Origin of the sequence: Streptomyces sp. NPDC001796 (assembly GCF_042892355.1) — a bacterium.
GTDB lineage: Bacteria > Actinomycetota > Actinomycetes > Streptomycetales > Streptomycetaceae > Streptomyces.
This window is the reverse complement of record NZ_JBIAUC010000037.1, coordinates 1-17,235: the sequence shown is the minus strand read 5'-3', so window position 1 is coordinate 17,235 and position 17,235 is coordinate 1. Positions and strand designations below refer to the sequence as shown.

General features: G+C 70.3%; 15 protein-coding genes and 1 pseudogene. 8 read left to right on the top strand and 8 right to left on the bottom strand.

Annotated features, from left to right (window positions below; translation table 11 throughout):
- Positions 1-416: 416 nt before the first annotated feature.
- Positions 417-1,058 carry a DNA-3-methyladenine glycosylase gene (locus tag ACFYZE_RS35800; RefSeq protein ID WP_389003803.1) on the bottom strand — a complete coding sequence of 214 codons (642 nt, stop codon included), beginning with the start codon at positions 1,056-1,058 and terminating at the stop codon, positions 417-419.
- A gap of 173 nt (positions 1,059-1,231) precedes the next feature.
- Between ACFYZE_RS35800 and ACFYZE_RS35795 the strand changes: the two genes are divergently transcribed.
- The 3 genes from ACFYZE_RS35795 (at position 1,232) to ACFYZE_RS35785 (ending at position 3,270) form a co-directional block, all read left to right on the top strand.
- On the top strand, positions 1,232-2,014 hold the full coding sequence (locus tag ACFYZE_RS35795; protein ID WP_389003800.1) for a sporulation protein: 783 nt from the start codon (positions 1,232-1,234) through the stop codon (positions 2,012-2,014).
- 45 nt (positions 2,015-2,059) lie between these two features.
- On the top strand, positions 2,060-2,599 hold the full coding sequence (locus ACFYZE_RS35790) for a YbhB/YbcL family Raf kinase inhibitor-like protein (RefSeq protein ID WP_389003797.1): 540 nt from the start codon (positions 2,060-2,062) through the stop codon (positions 2,597-2,599).
- A gap of 164 nt (positions 2,600-2,763) precedes the next feature.
- Entirely contained in the window at positions 2,764-3,270 is a 507-nt protein-coding gene (locus tag ACFYZE_RS35785; protein WP_389003795.1) for an HNH endonuclease, read from the top strand.
- Between the two features lie 81 nt (positions 3,271-3,351).
- Here the strand turns inward: ACFYZE_RS35785 and ACFYZE_RS35780 are convergent, their stop codons facing one another.
- The 3 genes from ACFYZE_RS35780 to ACFYZE_RS35770 all read right to left on the bottom strand — a co-directional run bounded on the left by ACFYZE_RS35780 (position 3,352) and on the right by ACFYZE_RS35770 (position 5,765).
- A complete protein-coding gene (locus ACFYZE_RS35780; protein WP_389003792.1) occupies positions 3,352-4,326 on the bottom strand; it encodes an SPFH domain-containing protein in 975 nt (324 codons plus the stop codon).
- 129 nt (positions 4,327-4,455) lie between these two features.
- Positions 4,456-4,884, bottom strand: a complete 429-nt coding sequence (locus ACFYZE_RS35775; protein WP_389003789.1) for an NfeD family protein — start codon at positions 4,882-4,884, stop codon at positions 4,456-4,458.
- 83 nt (positions 4,885-4,967) lie between these two features.
- Positions 4,968-5,765, bottom strand: coding sequence for an ABC transporter ATP-binding protein (locus ACFYZE_RS35770; protein ID WP_389003786.1), 798 nt, complete (start codon positions 5,763-5,765; stop codon positions 4,968-4,970).
- 153 nt (positions 5,766-5,918) lie between these two features.
- Between ACFYZE_RS35770 and ACFYZE_RS35765 the strand changes: the two genes are divergently transcribed.
- Entirely contained in the window at positions 5,919-6,701 is a 783-nt protein-coding gene (locus tag ACFYZE_RS35765) for a hypothetical protein (protein WP_389003784.1), read from the top strand.
- Between the two features lie 349 nt (positions 6,702-7,050).
- On the opposite strand, the gene ACFYZE_RS35760 is transcribed toward ACFYZE_RS35765, so the two are convergent.
- The 3 genes from ACFYZE_RS35760 to ACFYZE_RS35750 all read right to left on the bottom strand — a co-directional run bounded on the left by ACFYZE_RS35760 (position 7,051) and on the right by ACFYZE_RS35750 (position 9,189).
- Entirely contained in the window at positions 7,051-7,293 is a 243-nt protein-coding gene (locus tag ACFYZE_RS35760) for a chaplin (RefSeq protein WP_103844364.1), read from the bottom strand.
- Between the two features lie 116 nt (positions 7,294-7,409).
- Positions 7,410-8,051: a response regulator gene (locus tag ACFYZE_RS35755; protein ID WP_389003781.1), complete on the bottom strand. Its 642-nt coding sequence runs from the start codon at positions 8,049-8,051 to the stop codon at positions 7,410-7,412.
- Entirely contained in the window at positions 8,044-9,189 is a 1,146-nt protein-coding gene (locus tag ACFYZE_RS35750) for a GAF domain-containing sensor histidine kinase (protein ID WP_389003778.1), read from the bottom strand. Before ACFYZE_RS35750 ends, ACFYZE_RS35755 begins: the two co-directional genes overlap by 8 nt.
- 185 nt (positions 9,190-9,374) lie before the next feature.
- On the opposite strand from ACFYZE_RS35750, the pseudogene ACFYZE_RS35745 reads away from it, so the two are divergent.
- Both ACFYZE_RS35745 and ACFYZE_RS35740 read left to right on the top strand, forming a co-directional pair.
- Positions 9,375-9,804 (top strand): annotated as a pseudogene (locus tag ACFYZE_RS35745) (SDR family NAD(P)-dependent oxidoreductase); the annotation flags it as partial.
- Between the two features lie 433 nt (positions 9,805-10,237).
- The gene (locus tag ACFYZE_RS35740) at positions 10,238-10,963 is read left to right on the top strand and encodes a transglycosylase SLT domain-containing protein (protein ID WP_389003775.1); all 726 of its coding nucleotides are present in this window, start codon (positions 10,238-10,240) and stop codon (positions 10,961-10,963) included.
- A gap of 105 nt (positions 10,964-11,068) precedes the next feature.
- Here the strand turns inward: ACFYZE_RS35740 and ACFYZE_RS35735 are convergent, their stop codons facing one another.
- Positions 11,069-13,612, bottom strand: a complete 2,544-nt coding sequence (locus tag ACFYZE_RS35735; protein ID WP_389003772.1) for an FHA domain-containing protein — start codon at positions 13,610-13,612, stop codon at positions 11,069-11,071.
- A 238-nt stretch (positions 13,613-13,850) separates the two neighbouring features.
- Here ACFYZE_RS35735 and ACFYZE_RS35730 point away from each other — a divergent pair, with 238 nt between their 5' ends.
- Both ACFYZE_RS35730 and serB read left to right on the top strand, forming a co-directional pair.
- Entirely contained in the window at positions 13,851-15,728 is a 1,878-nt protein-coding gene (locus ACFYZE_RS35730) for a streptophobe family protein (protein ID WP_389003769.1), read from the top strand.
- A 154-nt stretch (positions 15,729-15,882) separates the two neighbouring features.
- Complete coding sequence (gene serB / locus ACFYZE_RS35725) at positions 15,883-17,094, top strand: phosphoserine phosphatase SerB (protein WP_389003766.1); 1,212 nt, start codon at positions 15,883-15,885, stop codon at positions 17,092-17,094.
- Positions 17,095-17,235 lie beyond the last annotated feature (141 nt).

The window sequence follows — 17,235 nt, the reverse complement described above, 5'->3', positions numbered from 1 at the left end:
TCCGACGGACGGGGTATCAACATATCTGGCGTTGACTTTTGGCACGCTGTTGAGTTCTCAAGGAACGGACGCTTCCTTCGTACTCACCGGAGAGAATCACTCTCTCGGCTTTCCTCCGGGCGCTTCCCTTCGGTGTTTCCGACTCTATCAGATCTTTTCTCGATCCGATTCCCGGTCGGCGGGATTGTCTTGAGTCCGGGCTTTTCGGCCCCGGCCTTTCGACATTCACTACGTTAGCCGATTCCCGACGTAACTCATAATCGAGTTCGCAGAGTTCGAATTCCAGGCATGCGGGCACACCTAAATCCGCCCTCTGGGAGGGATTCGCAGGTAGTGGGTTGGCCGCTTCGGCTGCTGGCTGAACGCCGTAACCGTTCCAGCGGCTCGGGCTACATTACGCATCCTCCAGGGACGCGTCAACTTCGGCGCCGTCGGGGAGCATGCGCCCTATAGGGGCTCACCGTGGGGTCGTTGGCGACCCAGAAGCGCCACGGATGGACGGCTCCGTCGCCGGCGACGCCGGTGCGGGGGCCGCTTCGTACCTGGTCAGGGGGCACCGGCGTGCCGGTCAGGATGCGCAGGGGGGTCTCGCCCGTGGTGCAGGCGTCCGTGCCGTCGAGGGCGCGGTCCACGCCCAGAGCCGTGGCCAGGCGGGCCGGACCTTTGGCTAGTTCTTTGTCGTTGCGGGCCGAGAGTCGACGCTTCCGAGCGAGCTCGGCGCCCTCGATGATCTCGCCTGCGCGGAGCAGCACGGCACTCGCCCTGCCGACCGGGCCGCACACCAGGTTCATGCAGTGCCACATGCCGTAGGTGAAGTAGACGTACACATGGCCGGGGGGACCGAACATCACGTCGTTGCGGGGTGTGCGTCCGCGAAAGGCGTGGGAGCCGGGGTCGTTCGGGCCGTCGTACGCCTCCACCTCCGTGAGGCGCAGCGCGATCGGGCCGTCCGGTGTGGTGCGGACGAGGATGCGCCCCAGGAGGTCGGGCGCGACCTCGAGTACAGGCCGGTCGAAGAACTCCCTGGGGAGGGGCGTACGGTCGGGGGTCGCGATCACGGCGTACGAGCGTAGTCCAGATGGGTGTGTGCCCAAGGGTGGTCGAGGGTCCTCGTCCTTGGAAGGGTTGGGAGGGTGGGGCGCGGAACCGGCTCCTGGCCGAATCGCGTGTCTACGGATCGGACGGATCTACGGGGCTACGGGTCAAGACGTTGCCTGGGAGGGAAGATTTCATGGGGTTCAAGCGGCTGCTCGCGAGCCTGGGAGCCGGCGGCGCGTCGGTCGAGACGGTGCTGACCGAGGTCAATGTCGTGCCGGGCGGTGTCGTCCAGGGCGAGGTACGGATCCAGGGCGGGTCCGTCAACCAGGCGATCGAGGGCCTGAACGTCGGTCTGCAGGCCAAGGTCGAGGTCGAGAGCGGCGACGAGGAGTACCGGCAGAACATCGAGTTCACAAAGGTCCGGCTCGGTGGTGCCTTCGAGCTCCAGGCGGGCGCTGTGCACTCCGTGCCGTTCGGGCTGGAGATTCCCTGGGAGACTCCCGTCACCATGATCGACGGGCAGGCGCTGCGCGGGATGCACATCGGGGTGACGACCGAGCTGGAGATCGCGCGGGCCGTGGACTCGACCGACCTGGACCCGATCAACGTGCATCCGCTGCCCGCGCAGAAGGCGATCCTGGACGCGTTCATCCAGCTGGGCTTCCGCTTCAAGAGCGCGGACATGGAACGCGGGCACATCCGGGGTACGCGGCAGACGTTGCCGTTCTACCAGGAGATCGAGTTCTTCCCGCCGTCGCAGTACCGCGGTCTGAACCAGGTCGAGCTGAGCTTCGTCGCCGACGCGTACGAGATGGACGTGATCCTGGAGATGGACAAGAAGCCGGGGCTGTTCAGCGAGGGCAGCGACTCGTACCGGGCCTTCAAGGTCGGTCTGAACGACTTCCAGGGCACCGACTGGGCCGCGTACCTCCATCAGTGGCTGTCGGAGGTCGGCAGCAAGCGCAGCTGGTTCTAGGCTCGGAACTGGAATCGGTTGATCCACTGACTTGGAGGTACCGAGGTGACCGAGCTCAAGAGGCCGCCGCTGCCGCATGACTTCCACCCGCCCGTGCCGTCGTTCACGGTGACGAGCGAGGACGTCGAGCCGGGTGCCCGGCTGAAGGATGCCCAGGTCCACTCGGCCGGGAACACCTCGCCCCAGTTGCGCTGGGAGGGCTTCCCGCCGGAGACCAAGAGCTTCGCCGTGACCTGCTACGACCCGGACGCCCCGACGGGGAGCGGGTTCTGGCACTGGGTCCTGTTCGACATCCCGGCCTCGGTCACCGAGCTGCCGGCGGGTGCGGGCGGTGGGAAGTTCGAAGGACTGCCCGAGGGCGCGGTGCACGCGCGCAACGACTACGGGACGAAGGACTTCGGCGGTGCCGCGCCGCCGCCCGGGGACGGACCGCACCGGTATGTGTTCACGGTGTACGCCGTGGACCAGGAGAAGCTCGGTCCGAACTCGGACGCCTCTCCTGCCGTGGTCGGTTTCAACCTGCGGTTCCACACGCTGGCGCGTGCCCAGCTCATCGGTGAGTACGAGAATCCGTCCGAGGGCTGACGCAGGCCCCCGTAAAACTGACGTTCATTGAACGTTTGCCCGCCTCTGGTCTTGGAAGTGATCAGAGGCGGGCATTTTTTATTGCGTTGTCCATCTCGGCGTGCCCGGCCAGAGTTGATCCAGCCCGCCAGGGGGTGGGCAGGTGCACACAGGAGGTGGGCTGGATGCGTGACACGCTGGTGCTGAACGCGAGTTTCGAGCCGCTGTCGACGGTGACGCTGAACCGAGCCGTCGTTCTGGTGCTGCAGGCCAAGGCCGTCGTCGAGCAGGCCCACCCCGAACTCCGTATGCGCGGTGCCGATGTGGACATACCGGCGCCCCGGGTCATCAGGCTCTGCAGATACGTACGGGTGCCGTTCCGAAGACAAGCCCCGTGGTCGAGGCGGGGCGTCCTGGTGCGGGACCGGCACAGGTGTGCCTACTGCGGGAGGCGGGCGACGACCGTGGACCACGTGCTGCCGCGGTCGCAGGGTGGTGGCGACACCTGGCTGAACACGGTCGCCGCGTGTGCCGAGGACAACCACCGCAAGGCGAACCGGACTCCGGAGGAGGCAGGGATGGCCCTGCTGCGGCAGCCGTTCGAGCCGACGCCGGCCGACGCGATGCTGCTGGCCCTCGGGCACGACGACTTCGAGGCGCTGCCGGAGTGGCTGTCGCAGAGTGCGGCGTAGTCCGTACGTAAGACGTGAGCTGGGGCCCGCCTTCCGGGGAAGGCGGGCCCCAGCTCGTGTGAAGGGCATGGCGGTGCCGCTTCAGTCGATGGACGGCTTCTCGCGGCGTTCCGTGTTCGTGCCGCCGTTGTTGGTGGAGGACGAGCCGGAGGAGCCGCCGTTGCCGCCCGAACCGCCCGCCAGAGGGCCGAAGTTGCCCATGGCGCCGGACAGACCCTTGAGAGCGTCGCCGATCTCGCTGGGGACGATCCAGAGCTTGTTGGCGTCGCCCTCGGCGATCTTCGGAAGCATCTGCAGGTACTGGTAGGAGAGCAGCTTCTGGTCCGGGTCACCGGCGTGGATCGCCTCGAACACCGTACGGACGGCCTGGGCCTCGCCCTCGGCGCGCAGGGCGGCGGCCTTGGCCTCACCCTCGGCCTTGAGGATCGCGGACTGCTTCTCGCCCTCCGCGGTGAGGATGGCGGCCTGGCGCGTACCTTCGGCGGTGAGGATCGCGGCGCGCTTGTCACGGTCGGCGCGCATCTGCTTCTCCATCGAGTCCTGGATGGAGGTCGGGGGCTCGATCGCCTTCAGTTCGACGCGGTTGACGCGGATGCCCCACTTGCCGGTGGCCTCGTCCAGAACGCCCCGCAGGGCCGCGTTGATCTCCTCGCGGGAGGTCAGGGTGCGCTCGAGGTCCATGCCGCCGATGATGTTGCGCAGCGTGGTGACGGTGAGCTGCTCGATGGCCTGGATGTAGCTGGCGACCTCGTAGGTGGCAGCCCGGGCGTCGGTCACCTGGTAGTAGATGACGGTGTCGATGTTGACGACCAGGTTGTCCTGGGTGATCACCGGCTGGGGTGGGAACGGTACGACCTGTTCGCGCAGGTCGATGCGGTTGCGGATGGAGTCGATGAACGGGACCACGATGTTCAGGCCCGCGTTCAGTGTCCGTGTGTAGCGGCCGAAGCGCTCGACGATGGCCGCGCTCGCCTGGGGGATGACCTGGATCGTCTTGATCAGGGCGATGAAGACCAACACCACCAGAATGATCAGGACGATGACGACCGGTCCCATCGTGATTCCCTGCTTCCTTCTCCGCCTCGGCGCCTGTGGGATCTTACGGTTGTTGAAGATCTTGCTGGTCGAGTCTGACAGACCGTCGCGTACCTCGTGGGCTGTTCGGCCCAGTTGCGTCCTTCGAGGTCACATGATGATCGCCGTGGCACCGTCGATGTCCACGACGTCGACTTCCTGGCCCACGTCATAGGCGAGTTCGCTGTTGAGCGGTCGGGCCGACCAGACCTCACCGGCAAGCTTGATGCGGCCGCCGCTCGCGTCGACGCGCTCGAGGACGACGGCCTGCCTGCCCTTCAAGGCCTCGATGCCGGTGGCGAGTTGGGGCCGCTGGGCGTTGTGCCGGGCCGCGATGGGCCGGACCACGGCGATGAGCGCGACCGAGACGATGGCGAACACTGCGACCTGGAAGACCGCGTCGCCGCCGAGGCCATCGATCACGGCCGCCGCGACGGCGCCCACTGCGAGCATCCCCAACTCCGGCATCGCGGTGATCACCAGTCCGATGCCGAGCGCTGCCGCGCCGATCAGCCACCACACCCACGCGTCGATGTCCACACGGTCATGGTAGGACCGCCGGCACGATCGCGGACAGGGCGCAGAGTGCGGCGTGGACGGCTTCTTACGGAGGTTTGCGCGGGTCAGGACAGGGGCAGGCCCTGGGCCGTCCAGCGTTCGCCGACCTGCTCGACGACGAGCGGCAGGCCGAAGCAGAGGGAGAGGTTGCGCGAGGTCAGCTCGAGCTCCAGGGGGCCGGCGGCGAGCACCCTGCCCTGGCGGATCATCAGGACGTGGGTGAAGCCGGGGGCGATCTCCTCGACGTGGTGGGTGACCATGATCATGGAGGGGGCGATCGGGTCGCGGGCGAGGCGGCCGAGGCGGCGTACGAGGTCCTCGCGGCCGCCGAGGTCGAGGCCGGCGGCGGGCTCGTCGAGGAGCAGCAGCTCGGGGTCGGACATCAGGGCACGGGCGATGAGGGTGCGCTTGCGCTCGCCCTCGGAGAGGGTGCCGAACTTGCGGTCGAGGTACTCGCTCATGCCGAGGCGGTCGAGGAAGGCGCGGGCACGCTGCTCGTCGACGTCCTCGTACTCCTCCTGCCAGCCGGCCGTCATGCCGTACGCGGCGGTGAGCACGGTCTGCAGGACGGTCTGGCGCTTGGGGAGCTTGTCGGCCATGGCGATGCCGGCCATGCCGATGCGGGGGCGCAGTTCGAAGACGTCGGTGCCGGGCTTGCCGAGGGTTTCGCCGAGGATGGTGGCGGTGCCCTTGCTGGGGTAGAGGTAGCTGGAGGCGACGTTCAGGAGGGTGGTCTTGCCGGCGCCGTTCGGGCCGAGGATGACCCAGCGCTCGCCCTCCTTGACCGACCAGGAGACCTGGTCCACCAGAGCCCGGCCCTCGCGGACCACGGATACGTCCTGAAGCTCCAGAACATCGCTCATGAGCGCGTTGTCTCCCCTTAGCAGTGTGGCCTGTGTCGGCTCTCGCGTACGCCTGTGGGCGCGGTCCGCCACGCCGGTGGGCGCAGCCCCCCACGAAATCTACGCCACCGGCCGCCCGGCCTATTCCGTAGGTCCGCTCCTTAGGGTGGGGGCATGCTCTCGGAACCACGCTCAGGACGGCTGGCCGCATGGGGAAATGCCCTTTTGGCCGGACTTGTTTCGCCGGACGACGCCGCGTCCGCCATCGCCGGGGAGGATGCGGTGCACCGGGTGGAGGGGCTGCCGGGTGAGTCGGCGCCCGTAGGTCTCACGCTCGCGCTGGGGCGATTGCGCACGCTCGGGGTGACCGGGCTGCGGGTGGCGCTGCCCGCGCCGGGGCATCCGCTGGGGCTGAGCGGGCCGCCGGAGTTCAATGCGCGGGCGTTGGACGCCGAGGAGGCGGTGGTCTGCTACGGGGCCGCCTTCGGACTGGTGCCTTCGGTGGCCGAGGCGGGGCCGGAGGGCGATCTGCACGTGGAGGTCGTCTGGCAGTGTCTGCCCGTGCGGGAGGCGCCGCCCGCCGATGTGCCGTCGCTCGGGGAGGCCGAGCGGGAGCTGGCGGAGGCGCTGCGCGAGGCGACGGAGGTGTTGTCGCGGCTGGATGTGGCGGGGTCGGGGCCGGTGGCGGAGGCGGCGATCGACGCCTACCGGGCTCGGGCCGAGAGGGGACGGGAGGTACTGGCGCCGGGGTATCCGCCGCGGGCGGTGCGGGTGCTGGAGATGGCCCAGCGGGTGGCTCTGCTGTTGTCCCTGGCGTGCGAGAACGGGCACGGCGGGGCGGTGAGCGCCTCCGAGATGGCGGCGCGGGCGCAGGCGCTGCGGCCGGTGGAGCGGACGGCTCGGCGGGCGCAGGTCGCGGCGTACAACTCCGTTGTGGAGCAGCGGGAGCGGGGGTGACCGCCGGGCCGGTCGCTGCCCGGGGCGGGGCGGCCGTCCCTGAGGGCTCCGCCCCCAGACCCTCGTTTCGGCCTGAACGGCCTCCGTCCTCACCACCGGACCGCCCGGAATCGCCCCGCCTCGCCAGAAGGCGTGCGGCAGGAGTCGCGACGGGGACTCCCTGCACTGCCCGAGGCCAGGTCACCGTCCCCGGATCCCCCAGCCTCCCTCGGCCCGAACAGCCTCGTCCTCACACGCCGGAACGCCTGAAAAAATCTCCTCGGCCGCGGGTGGAAGTAGTAGAGGACACATCGGCCTCCCGGACGTGGTGTCCGGGAGGCCGGGGAGGCAGGTGTCGGGGCCTCAGGACTCAGTGGTTGAGTCCCAGGTTGCCGAAGGCCGGGTTCAGGGCGCCGATCACGTTGACCGTGTTGCCGACGACGTTCACCGGGACGTGGACCGGGGCCTGGATGACGTTGCCGGAGATGACGCCCGGGGAGCCCACCGCCTTGCCGTCGGCGTGGGCCGAGTGGGCGGAGGCCATGCCCGTGCCGGCGGCGAGCAGACCGCCGGCCACCATCGTCACGGCTGCGGCCTTCTTCAGGTTCTTCACTTCCGAGTCCTCCTTGCGATCACTGCGGCAGGTCCGCAGCACGCCTTGGAGAACGGCCGAGATCCACTGAGGATGCGCCACCCGGGTGACATACACCCGACGGTATGAAGATCCGCTCAGCCGTTAACGCCGTGCCGTACCGCCCACAGCGCCGCCTGCGTACGGTCGGCCAGGTCCAGCTTCATCAGGATGTTCGAGACGTGGGTCTTGACCGTCTTCTCGGACAGCACCAGGGCGCGGGCGATCTCACGGTTGGAGCGGCCGTCCGCGATGAGGGCCAGCACCTCCCGTTCCCGCTCGGTGAGTGATCCCGCTCTGCCCTGGCCCGCGCCCGCCTCCTCCTGGGACAGCAGCGCGCCCGCGACCTCCGACTGGAGGAGGATGTGGCCCGCGTGCACCGAGCGGATGGCTCCGGCCAGCGCGTCGGGGTCCACGTCCTTGTACACGTACCCGGCGGCGCCGGCGCGCAGTGCGGGCACCACGGTGCGCTGCTCGGTGAAGCTGGTGACGATCAGCACGCGCGCGGGGTTGTCGAGTTCGCGGAGCTTGCGCAGCGCGTCGATGCCGTCCGTCCCCGGCATCTTGACGTCCATGAGCACCACGTCCGGGTGCAGTTCCTCGGCGCGGGCGACCCCTTCGGCACCGTCGGAGGCCTCTCCCACGACCTCGATGTCGTCCTGCACCTCAAGGAAGGTGCGCAGTCCGCGGCGGACCACCTGGTGGTCGTCGACGAGCAGCACCTTGATTGCGTCAGCCACCAGGGACCTCCATCTCGATCGTGGTGCCCTTCCCGGGCTCCGATTCCACGGTCAGCGCGCCGCCGACCCCGCTCGCCCGGTCGCGCATGGAGACCAGGCCGAGGTGGCGCCCCGCCCTGCGTATCGCCCGGGGGTCGAATCCACCGCCGTCGTCCATGACGCGCAGCACGGCGCCCGGGCCGCGCTTCTCCAGAGTGACGTCGACCCGCTCGGCCCCCGAGTGCCGCAGGGCGTTGTGCAGGGCCTCCTGGGCGACGCGCAGCAGCGCCTCCTCCTGGGCGGCCGGCAGGGCCCGTACGCCACGGGTGGAGAAGGTCACGCGCGCGGTGTGGGCGCGGTCCAGGACCTGGACCTGGGTGCGCAGGGTGGCGACCAGGCCGTCCTCGTCGAGGGCCGCGGGGCGCAACTCGACGACGGCGGCGCGCAGTTCGTCGGCGGCCTCCGCAGCGAGCGCCGCCACCTGCTGCAGCTCGCCCTTGGCCCGTCCGGGGTCGCGGTCGACCAGGGCGGCCGCCGCCTGGGCGGTCAGGCGCAAGGAGAAGAGCTTCTGGCTGACCGCGTCGTGCAGTTCGTGCGCCAGCCGTGACCGCTCCTCGGCGATGGTCAGCTCGCGGCTGCGCTCGTACAGCCGGGCGTTGGTGAGGGCGATCGCGGCGTGCTGGGCGAGGATCGACAGCAGTTCCTCGTCGTCCTCGGTGAAGCCGCAGCCGCCTTCCGGTTTCGGGCACCTCTTGTTCGCGAGGAACAGCGCGCCGATGGTCTCATCGCCGTCACGGATGGGCAGGCCCAGGAAGTCGGACATCTCGGGGTGGGCGCTCGGCCAGCCCTCGAAGCGGGGGTCCTCACGGACGTCGGCGAGCCGCTCCGGCTTCTCCTCGTGCAGCATCGCGGCGAGGATGCCGTGCTGGCGCGGCAGCGGGCCGATGGCCTTCCACTGCTCGTCGGAGACACCGTCCACGACGAACTGGGCGAAGCCGCCGTGGTCGTCCGGCACGCCGAGCGCCGCGTACTCCGCGTCGAGCAGCTCGCGGGCCGAGGCGACGATCGTCTTCAGGACGTCGCGCACCTCGAGGTGCCTGCTCATGGCCAGCAGCGCGGAGCTGACCGCGTACAGGCCCGACCGGGGTCCATGGCTCATGACCTCACCGTACCGGTGAGGTGTGACAGCGCGTATCCGACGAGTGGCGGCCCCGCCTGGTCCGTCGGCCCTAGGGCCAAGGGCCCTGCTTCCCTGCGGCCCGCGTCCGAGGCGCCCGGAGGATGCCGTTCCCACGGTGAGGCCGCCGCCGCTCACCGGCGGTCACGGAACCAGGGACGGTCAGCATGCCGGTTGCGGTCATACGGGGGCTTCGAAGGGGCTGGGGCGCGCGCTCGGCGCGGCGCGGCTGGGATCCGGTGCCGGACGCCAGGACCGCGCCCGTCCTGGCGGAGACGGCGGGGGTGCCGGCCGGGCACGGGACGCACGTGGAGGCGCTGCCGGGGGACGTCACGGACGCCGCGCACCGCGCGGACCTGGTGGCGGCGGCCCGGAAGCTGGGCGGCCTCGATCTGCTGGTGCACAACGCGAGCGCGCTCGGCGCGGCGCCGCTCGTACGGCTGGAGGAGTTGCCCATGGACGGGCTGCGGCCTGGACGGGCTGCGGCGGGCGCTGGAGGTCGACGCGGTCGCCGCACTCGGCCTGGCACGGGAGGCGCTGCCGCTGCTGCGGGGGTCGGCCGCGGACACGGTGATCGCGGTCAGCTCGGACGGTGCACGCGGGAGGCTGTCGACCGCGGAAACGAGCAGGCTCCGGCCGGGCGGTATCTCTGGCACGAATTCGGTGACACCCACCTCATCCTGCCGCCGAAACGCCCTCACACAGTGCATTGCTCCAGCAACTCCCAGTAAGAAAGGCGCAACGGGAATGTGAGGCCGCGCATAGGACCTACGTCACGTACGAAGAAGATTAGGAGACCGAGAACAAGCTCGTGAGCGGGGTGGGAGGGTCGATCTGCCCCGTTTTGCCGTTCCTCGGACCACTATCCCGGGTAGTACGTCACACCTTTGCCCAGCAATTTTGCGGCCGCTAAGAATTGCTTCCGTCGCTCGGCGCCGCGGTCTCGTACCCGCGGCGCTTGTGCTGGAAACACCTGTTCTTCCGCCGGCGCCAGAGCGACCTCCGCGCAATTCGAAGAGGTCAATCAGCAATGCCCAAGAACATTTTCGGTCGCGCTCGTGCGCTCACCCAGACCCACAAGCTCGCCATCGCGGGTACGGCCACTCTCGGTGCCGCGGCCCTCGCGTTCACCGCCGTGCCGAGCGAGGCGCAGACCCCCGCGCACGAAGCGACCGCCGTGTCGGCCCCGGTGTCGGCCCCGGTGTCGGTCGGCAACCAGCCGGTCAAGACCCTCAAGGTCGCCGTCACCGACCAGATGGCCTCCGCGAGCCTGAAGGCCGAGGCCATCGCCGCGAAGCAGAAGGCCGCCCAGGGCGCCGTCAAGAAGCAGGTCCAGCAGAAGGCACAGCAGGCCGCCCAGCAGCGTCCGGCCCAGAAGGCCGCGAGCCGCTCCGCGCAGCGTCCCGCGGCGCAGCCGGTCGCCGCGAAGACCTACGCCAACAACCTGGACGGCTGGATCCGCCAGTCCCTCGACATCATGAGGCAGAACGGGATTCCGGGTTCGTACAACGGTCTGTACCGCAACATCATGCGGGAGTCGTCCGGCAACCCGGCGGCGATCAACAACTGGGACATCAACGCCCGCAACGGCATCCCCTCCAAGGGGTTGCTCCAGGTCATCGACCCGACCTTCCGCGCGTACCACGTTCCCGGCACCTCGTGGAACATCTACGACCCGGTCGCCAACATCACCGCCGCCGCCAACTACGCGGCGCACCGGTACGGCTCGATGGACAACGTCAACAGCGCGTACTGAGGCTGCGCGGACCTCGGTCGCACCAGTCGCGTGCGGTCCATGGAGCCAAAGGGCGGCACCCTGCAGGGTGCCGCCCTTCCGCGTTGTGCCGGTCTTACGGACCGGTCACTTGCGCATGACCTCCGGCTCGTGGCGGCGCAGGAAGCGGGCCACCAGGAAGCCGCAGACCACACCCAGGACGATCAGGGCGACCATGTCGAGGGTCCAGGCCCCGGCCGTGTGGTTCCACAGCGGGTCCGTGCTGGTCGGGTCGTCGGTGTTCGGCGCGATGTTGTTGAAGTCCAGCGTCGCACCGGCGGCGGCGACCGCCCAGCGGGACGGCATCAGGTACGAGAACTCGTTGACGCCGAGCGTGCCGTGCAGGGTGAAGAGGCAGCCGGTGAAGACCACCTGGATGATCGCGAACATGACCAGCAGCGGCATGGTCTTCTCCGCGGTCTTCACCAGGGCGGAGATGACCAGACCGAACATCATCGAGCTGAAGCCCAGCGCCATGACCGGCAGGCACAGCTCGAGCAGCGTGGCGTTGCCGAGAACGACGCCCTGCGCGGGGATCTCCCGGCTGGAGAAGCCGATCAGGCCGACCATGAGACCCTGCAGCACGGTGATGACGCCGAGCACGAACACCTTCGACATCAGGTACGCGGAACGCGACAGGCCGGTGGCGCGTTCCCGCTCGTAGATGACCCGTTCCTTGATCAGCTCACGGACGGAGTTGGCGGCGCCCGCGAAGCAGGCGCCGACCGCGAGTATCAGCAGGACCGTGGTGGCGGTGCCGTTCGGGACGTGGATGCCGGTCCTGGGATTGACCGGGTTGACCAGCAGGCCCCTGTTGTGGTCGATGAGCAGGCTCACCGCGCCGAGCACCGCCGGGAGGATCACCGTCAGCGCCAGGAAGCCCTTGTCCGAGGCGATCACCGCGACGTACCGCCGGATCAGGGTGCCGAACTGGGACAGCCAGCCCTGTGGCTTGGCCGGCTTGATCGCCTGCGGCGGCGGCATGTGCACCGACTGCGGGGCGACGGCGTCGATGTCCGCGGCGTACAACCGGTAGTGCTCCGAGCCCTTCCAACGGCCCGCCCAGTCGTAGTCCCGGTAGTTCTCGAAGGCGGAGAACACATCGGCCCAGGTGTCGTAGCCGAAGAAGTTCAGTGCCTCCTCCGGCGGGCCGAAGTAGGCGACGGAGCCGCCAGGTGCCATCACGAGCAACTTGTCGCACAGCGCCAGCTCGGCCACCGAGTGGGTGACGACGAGGACGGTGCGGCCGTCGTCGGCGAGGCCGCGCAGCAGCTGCATGACGTCCCGGTCCATGCCCGGGTCCAGACCGGAGGTCGGCTCGTCCAGGAAGATCAGCGACGGCTTGGTGAGCAGTTCGAGGGCCACCGAGACGCGCTTGCGCTGACCGCCGGACAAGGAGGTGACCTTCTTGTCCTTGTGGACGTCCAGCTTCAGCTCGCGCAGCACCTCGTCGATGCGGTCCTGGCGCTCGGCGGCCGTGGTGTCGGCCGGGAAGCGCAGCTTGGCCGCGTACTTGAGGGCCTTCTTGACGCTCAGCTCCTTGTGCAGGATGTCGTCCTGCGGGACCAGGCCGATGCGCTGGCGCAGCTCGGCGAACTGCTTGTACAGGTTCCGGTTGTCGTAGAGCACGTCGCCCTGGTTGGCGGGGCGGTAGCCGGTGAGCGCCTTCAGCAGCGTGGACTTGCCGGAGCCCGAGGGGCCGATGACCGCGATGAGCGACTTCTCCGGGACGCCGAAGGAGACGTCCTTGAGGATCTGCTTGCCGCCGTCGACCGTGACCGTGAGGTGGCGGGCGGAGAAGGAGATCTCACCGGTGTCGACGAACTCCTCGAGCCGGTCGCCGACCAGACGGAACGTCGAGTGGCCCACGCCGACGATGTCGTTCGGGCCGATCAGTGCCGAGCCGCCCTTGCCGATCGGCATGCCGTTGACGAACGTGCCGTTGTGCGAGCCCAGGTCACGGATCTCGAAGCGGCCGTCGGGCGTGGCGTGGAACTCGGCGTGGTGGCGGGAGACCTGCAGGTCGGAGACGACCAGGTCGTTCTCGAGCGCACGGCCGATGCGCATCACCCGGCCGAGGGCGAGCTGGTGGAACGTGGTCGGGCTGCGGTCGCCGTAGACCGGCGGCGCCCCCGCGCCACCACCGGGGCTCTGCTGCTGCGGGATCTGCACAGCCGCCTGCTGCGGCTGCTGCCAGGCGGGCTGGGGCGCCTGCGGCTGCGGGGCCTGCGGTCGGGTCGCCTGCGGCTGCGGGGCCTGCTGGGCCCAGCCGGGGCCGGCGGCCTGGGCCGCGTACGGCTGCTGCTGGGGCTGGGCCTGCGGTGCGGCGACGGCGGCCGGGGCGCCGGACAGGGCCAGGCGCGGACCGTCGGTGGCGTTGCCCAGGTGCACGGCCGAGCCGGGGCCGATCTCCACCTGGTGGATCCGCTGTCCCTGCACGAACGTGCCGTTGGTGCTGCCGTGGTCCTCGATGACCCAACTGCGGCCGTTGAAGCTGATCGTGGCGTGGCGCCAGGAGACCCTGGCGTCGGTCATCACGATGTCCCCCTGCGGATCACGTCCCAGGGTGTACGTCCTGGACGCGTCGAGCGTCCAGCTGCGTCCGTTCAATTCCAGTACGAGTTCAGGCACTCCATGCCCCAGTGAGTTGTCCCCCGAATTGCCCCCGTCACGGGGAGTCTAGGGATGTCGAACATCGTGGGGAACTATTCCAGGCGCGGCCCTCTGACTGAAACTCGGGCCTGACGGAAGGGGCGTAGACGCACTGGTACGCGCGCCGTTGACGGAGCGGAAACCCGGTCGGAGAGTGGTAATCCACGCGAGGCGGGACATCCTCGGTGGATTGCCGCGGCGTGGATGGGGGCTGACCATGGGCATCGAAGCCGCGCGGAACGGTGGGAGGCTGCCGTGGACGGACGTCCTGCTGTCCGCGATCGCCTCAGTGAGCTGGGCGTTGATCGGGATGGCGGGGACTGCGGCGCTCGGTCTGCATCTGCTGCGGGCGGACGCGGCGGGCTCGCTCGGGCCGATGACCGCGGCGGTCGTGGCCCTCGGGGCGAACGGGACGGTGACGCCGTCCGGGAACGTGTCGGCGTTCGGGCTGAAAGGCGCGGACGCGACCACCGCCATCGATATCACGCCACTCGGCGTGAGCCTGGTGGGCGCGCTCCTGCTGTGCTGGTTCTTCCTGCGGTCCTTACGCACGGCGGGATGTCTGATCGGCCTGTCCGAAGTCCTCGTGCGGGCGGGCGCTGTGGTCATGACATTCGTCGCGATGCTCGGCGGTCTGGCATGGGCCGGACATGACGTCATCACCATCGACGGGGGCGCGCTCGGGCTCGACGGCCTGCCGGGCGGGGGCGGCGGCCTCGACATCCCCGGCCTGGGGGACGTCGGGGGGCTGCTGCCGGACCGGGTGGGCGACCTGATCCAGGCTCGGGCCGCGGTCGGCTTCACCGTCGATACGGTGCCCACGCTGCTGGGGGGCGCCGTATGGGCGGCCGGTGTCCTGGTGATCGCGCTGCTCGCGTCCCGGCGCACACCGCTGCCACGCGGCTGGGAGGCGGTGCACCGGGTGGTGCGTCCGGCCGCGTCCGCGCTGGTGACGGTTTTGCTGGTCGTGGTGGTCGCCGGTCTCGCGGCCGCGGCGTACGCGGCGATCGGCGACGGCCGTCCGGCGCGGATCGCCGGAGCCGCGCTGCTCGGCGCGCCCAACGGTGCGTGGCTGGGTGTGACGGTCGGCTTGTTCGTGCCGTGGCACGGCAGGGCCGGCGGCGGATTGGTGAACCTGCTGCCCGACCCGCTGGACCGGCTGCTGAGCGTGGGGACGGACCAGCGCGTCACGCTGGGGCGCCTGGCCGATCTGGACGGCAGGGTGTGGCTGCTGGCCGTCGCCGCGGCACTCATGATGCTCTTCGCGGGTGTGCTGACGGCAGCTCGTACGCCATTCGTACGAGCCCGGGGTGCGGCACACGGGCCCGGTGCGTCCGGTGCGGTCGTACGGGGCGCGGGTCCGCTCGCCTTCGCAGGACGCTGCGCGCTGCGGCTCGGGCTCGTGACGGCGTTGGCACTGCCGTTGCTGGCGCGGCTGGCGGAGGTGTCGGTGGACGCCTCGCTTTCGGTGCTCGGTCTCGACGCGTTCGGCGCGGCGATCGAGTTGCACGGACAGCTGGGCATGGCACTGCTGCTGGGTGCGGTGTGGGGCGCGGGAGCGGGGGCCGTCGGGGCCCTGCTGGCGTATGGGACGGGGGCGGCGGGGAGCCGGGCGGCGCCACTGGCACGGGGGGACGCGGGGCTGCCGGATCCCCCGCGGTACGCGCCGGTCGCGCAGTCATCGGGTCCCTACATCCCGAGCAGGCCGTACCGTCCGCCGAACCCGGACACGAATCCCTACCTGCAGCTGCCGGAAGGACTGCGCGAGCCGGAGGACGCGCGGCCGGGCAGCCCCCCGCGGGACGGCGGGCGGCGTGGCAGTGCCTCGACCGGAGCCGCGTCACCTCGCAGCTCGCCGTCCGACGGCACGCAGGGCGGGAGCGCCCCCGTCGAAGGTGCCCCGCCCGACGGGCCGCCCTCGGAAGCCGCGCCGTCCCCTCCCACCGATGTCTATGGCGCGCCAACCGTGGTCCAGCCGATCGAGCCGCCGCAACGGCCGGCCCGCAGGGCTCCGTCGTCCTCCGACCGGTGGCCGCCCCCGCCGCCTCCCCCACCTCCGCCACCGCCGCCCGACCGGCCGCGCGGGCGGCGCTGACGAGGCGGAGGTCGACACCGGCCGACCGCGCCCGTGGCCTGCGCCTTCGCGGCCGGGTAACACGTACGCCATCTGTGCGCAACCCAGTGTTCCCCGTCCGCTGGGCGGACCAGGCAGGCGGTGCGCACGGGGCGCCGGATACGGTGGAAGCACCATGAGCGCTGTTCATTCCTCCGACGCCCCCACCCTCCTTGTCAAGATCTTCGGCAAGGACCGGCCCGGCATGACCGCGGGCCTGTTCGACACCCTGGCCGCCTACAACGTCGACGTCGTCGACATCGAGCAGGTCGTCACCCGGGGCCGGATGGTGCTGTGCGCCCTGGTGACCGTGCCCCCGTCCGGGCTCGAGGGCGATCTGCGGGCCACCGTCCACACCTGGGCGGAGTCGATGAAGATGCAAGCGGAGATCATCTCCGGCATCGGCGACAACCGTCCGCGCGGCCTCGGCCGCTCCCTCGTCACCGTCCTCGGCCATCCGCTCACCGCCCACGCCACGGCCGCGATCGCCGCCCGCATCGCGGCCGCCGGCGGCAACATCGACCGTATCTTCCGGCTCGCCAAGTACCCGGTGACCGCGGTCGAGTTCGCCGTGTCCGGGGTGGAGACCGAGCCGCTGCGCACGGCCCTCGTGACCGACGCCGCAGCGCTCGGTGTCGACGTCGCCGTCGTCGCGGCCGGGCTGCACCGGCGGGCCCAGCGGCTGGTCGTGATGGACGTGGACTCCACGCTCATCCAGGACGAGGTCATCGAACTGTTCGCCGCGCACGCCGGCTGCGAGGCGGAGGTCGCCGAGGTGACGGCCGCCGCCATGCGCGGCGAGCTGGACTTCGAGCAGTCGCTGCACGCGCGCGTGGCGCTGCTGAAGGGGCTCGACGCGTCCGTGGTGGACAAGGTGCGCGCCGAGGTCCGGCTCACTCCGGGCGCGCGAACCCTGATCCGCACGCTGAAACGACTCGGCTTCCAAGTGGGCGTCGTCTCGGGCGGCTTCACCCAGGTCACGGACGATCTGAAGGAGCGGCTCGGGCTTGATTTCGCGCAGGCCAACACCCTGGAGATCGTCGACGGGAAGCTGACCGGCAAGGTCGTCGGGGAGATCGTGGACCGCGCGGGCAAGGCGCGGCTGCTGCGCCGGTTCGCCGCCGAGGCGGGAGTGCCACTGGCGCAGACCGTGGCGATCGGTGACGGGGCCAACGACCTCGACATGCTGAACGCGGCCGGTCTGGGCGTCGCCTTCAACGCCAAGCCCGTCGTCCGCGAGGCCGCGCACACCGCGGTGAACTTCCCCTTCCTGGACACCGTCCTGTACCTGCTCGGTGTCACCCGGGAAGAGGTAGAGGCGGCGGACGCGCACGACGACGATCTCTGACGGCCGCGGGGGGGGGGGGGGGGGGGGGGCGCCCGCGCCCCCCCCGGCGCCCCCCCCCCCCCCCCCCCCCCCCCCCCCCCCCCCCCCCCCGCCCCCCCCCCCCCCCCCCCCCCCCCCCCCCCCCCCCCCCCCCCCCCCCCC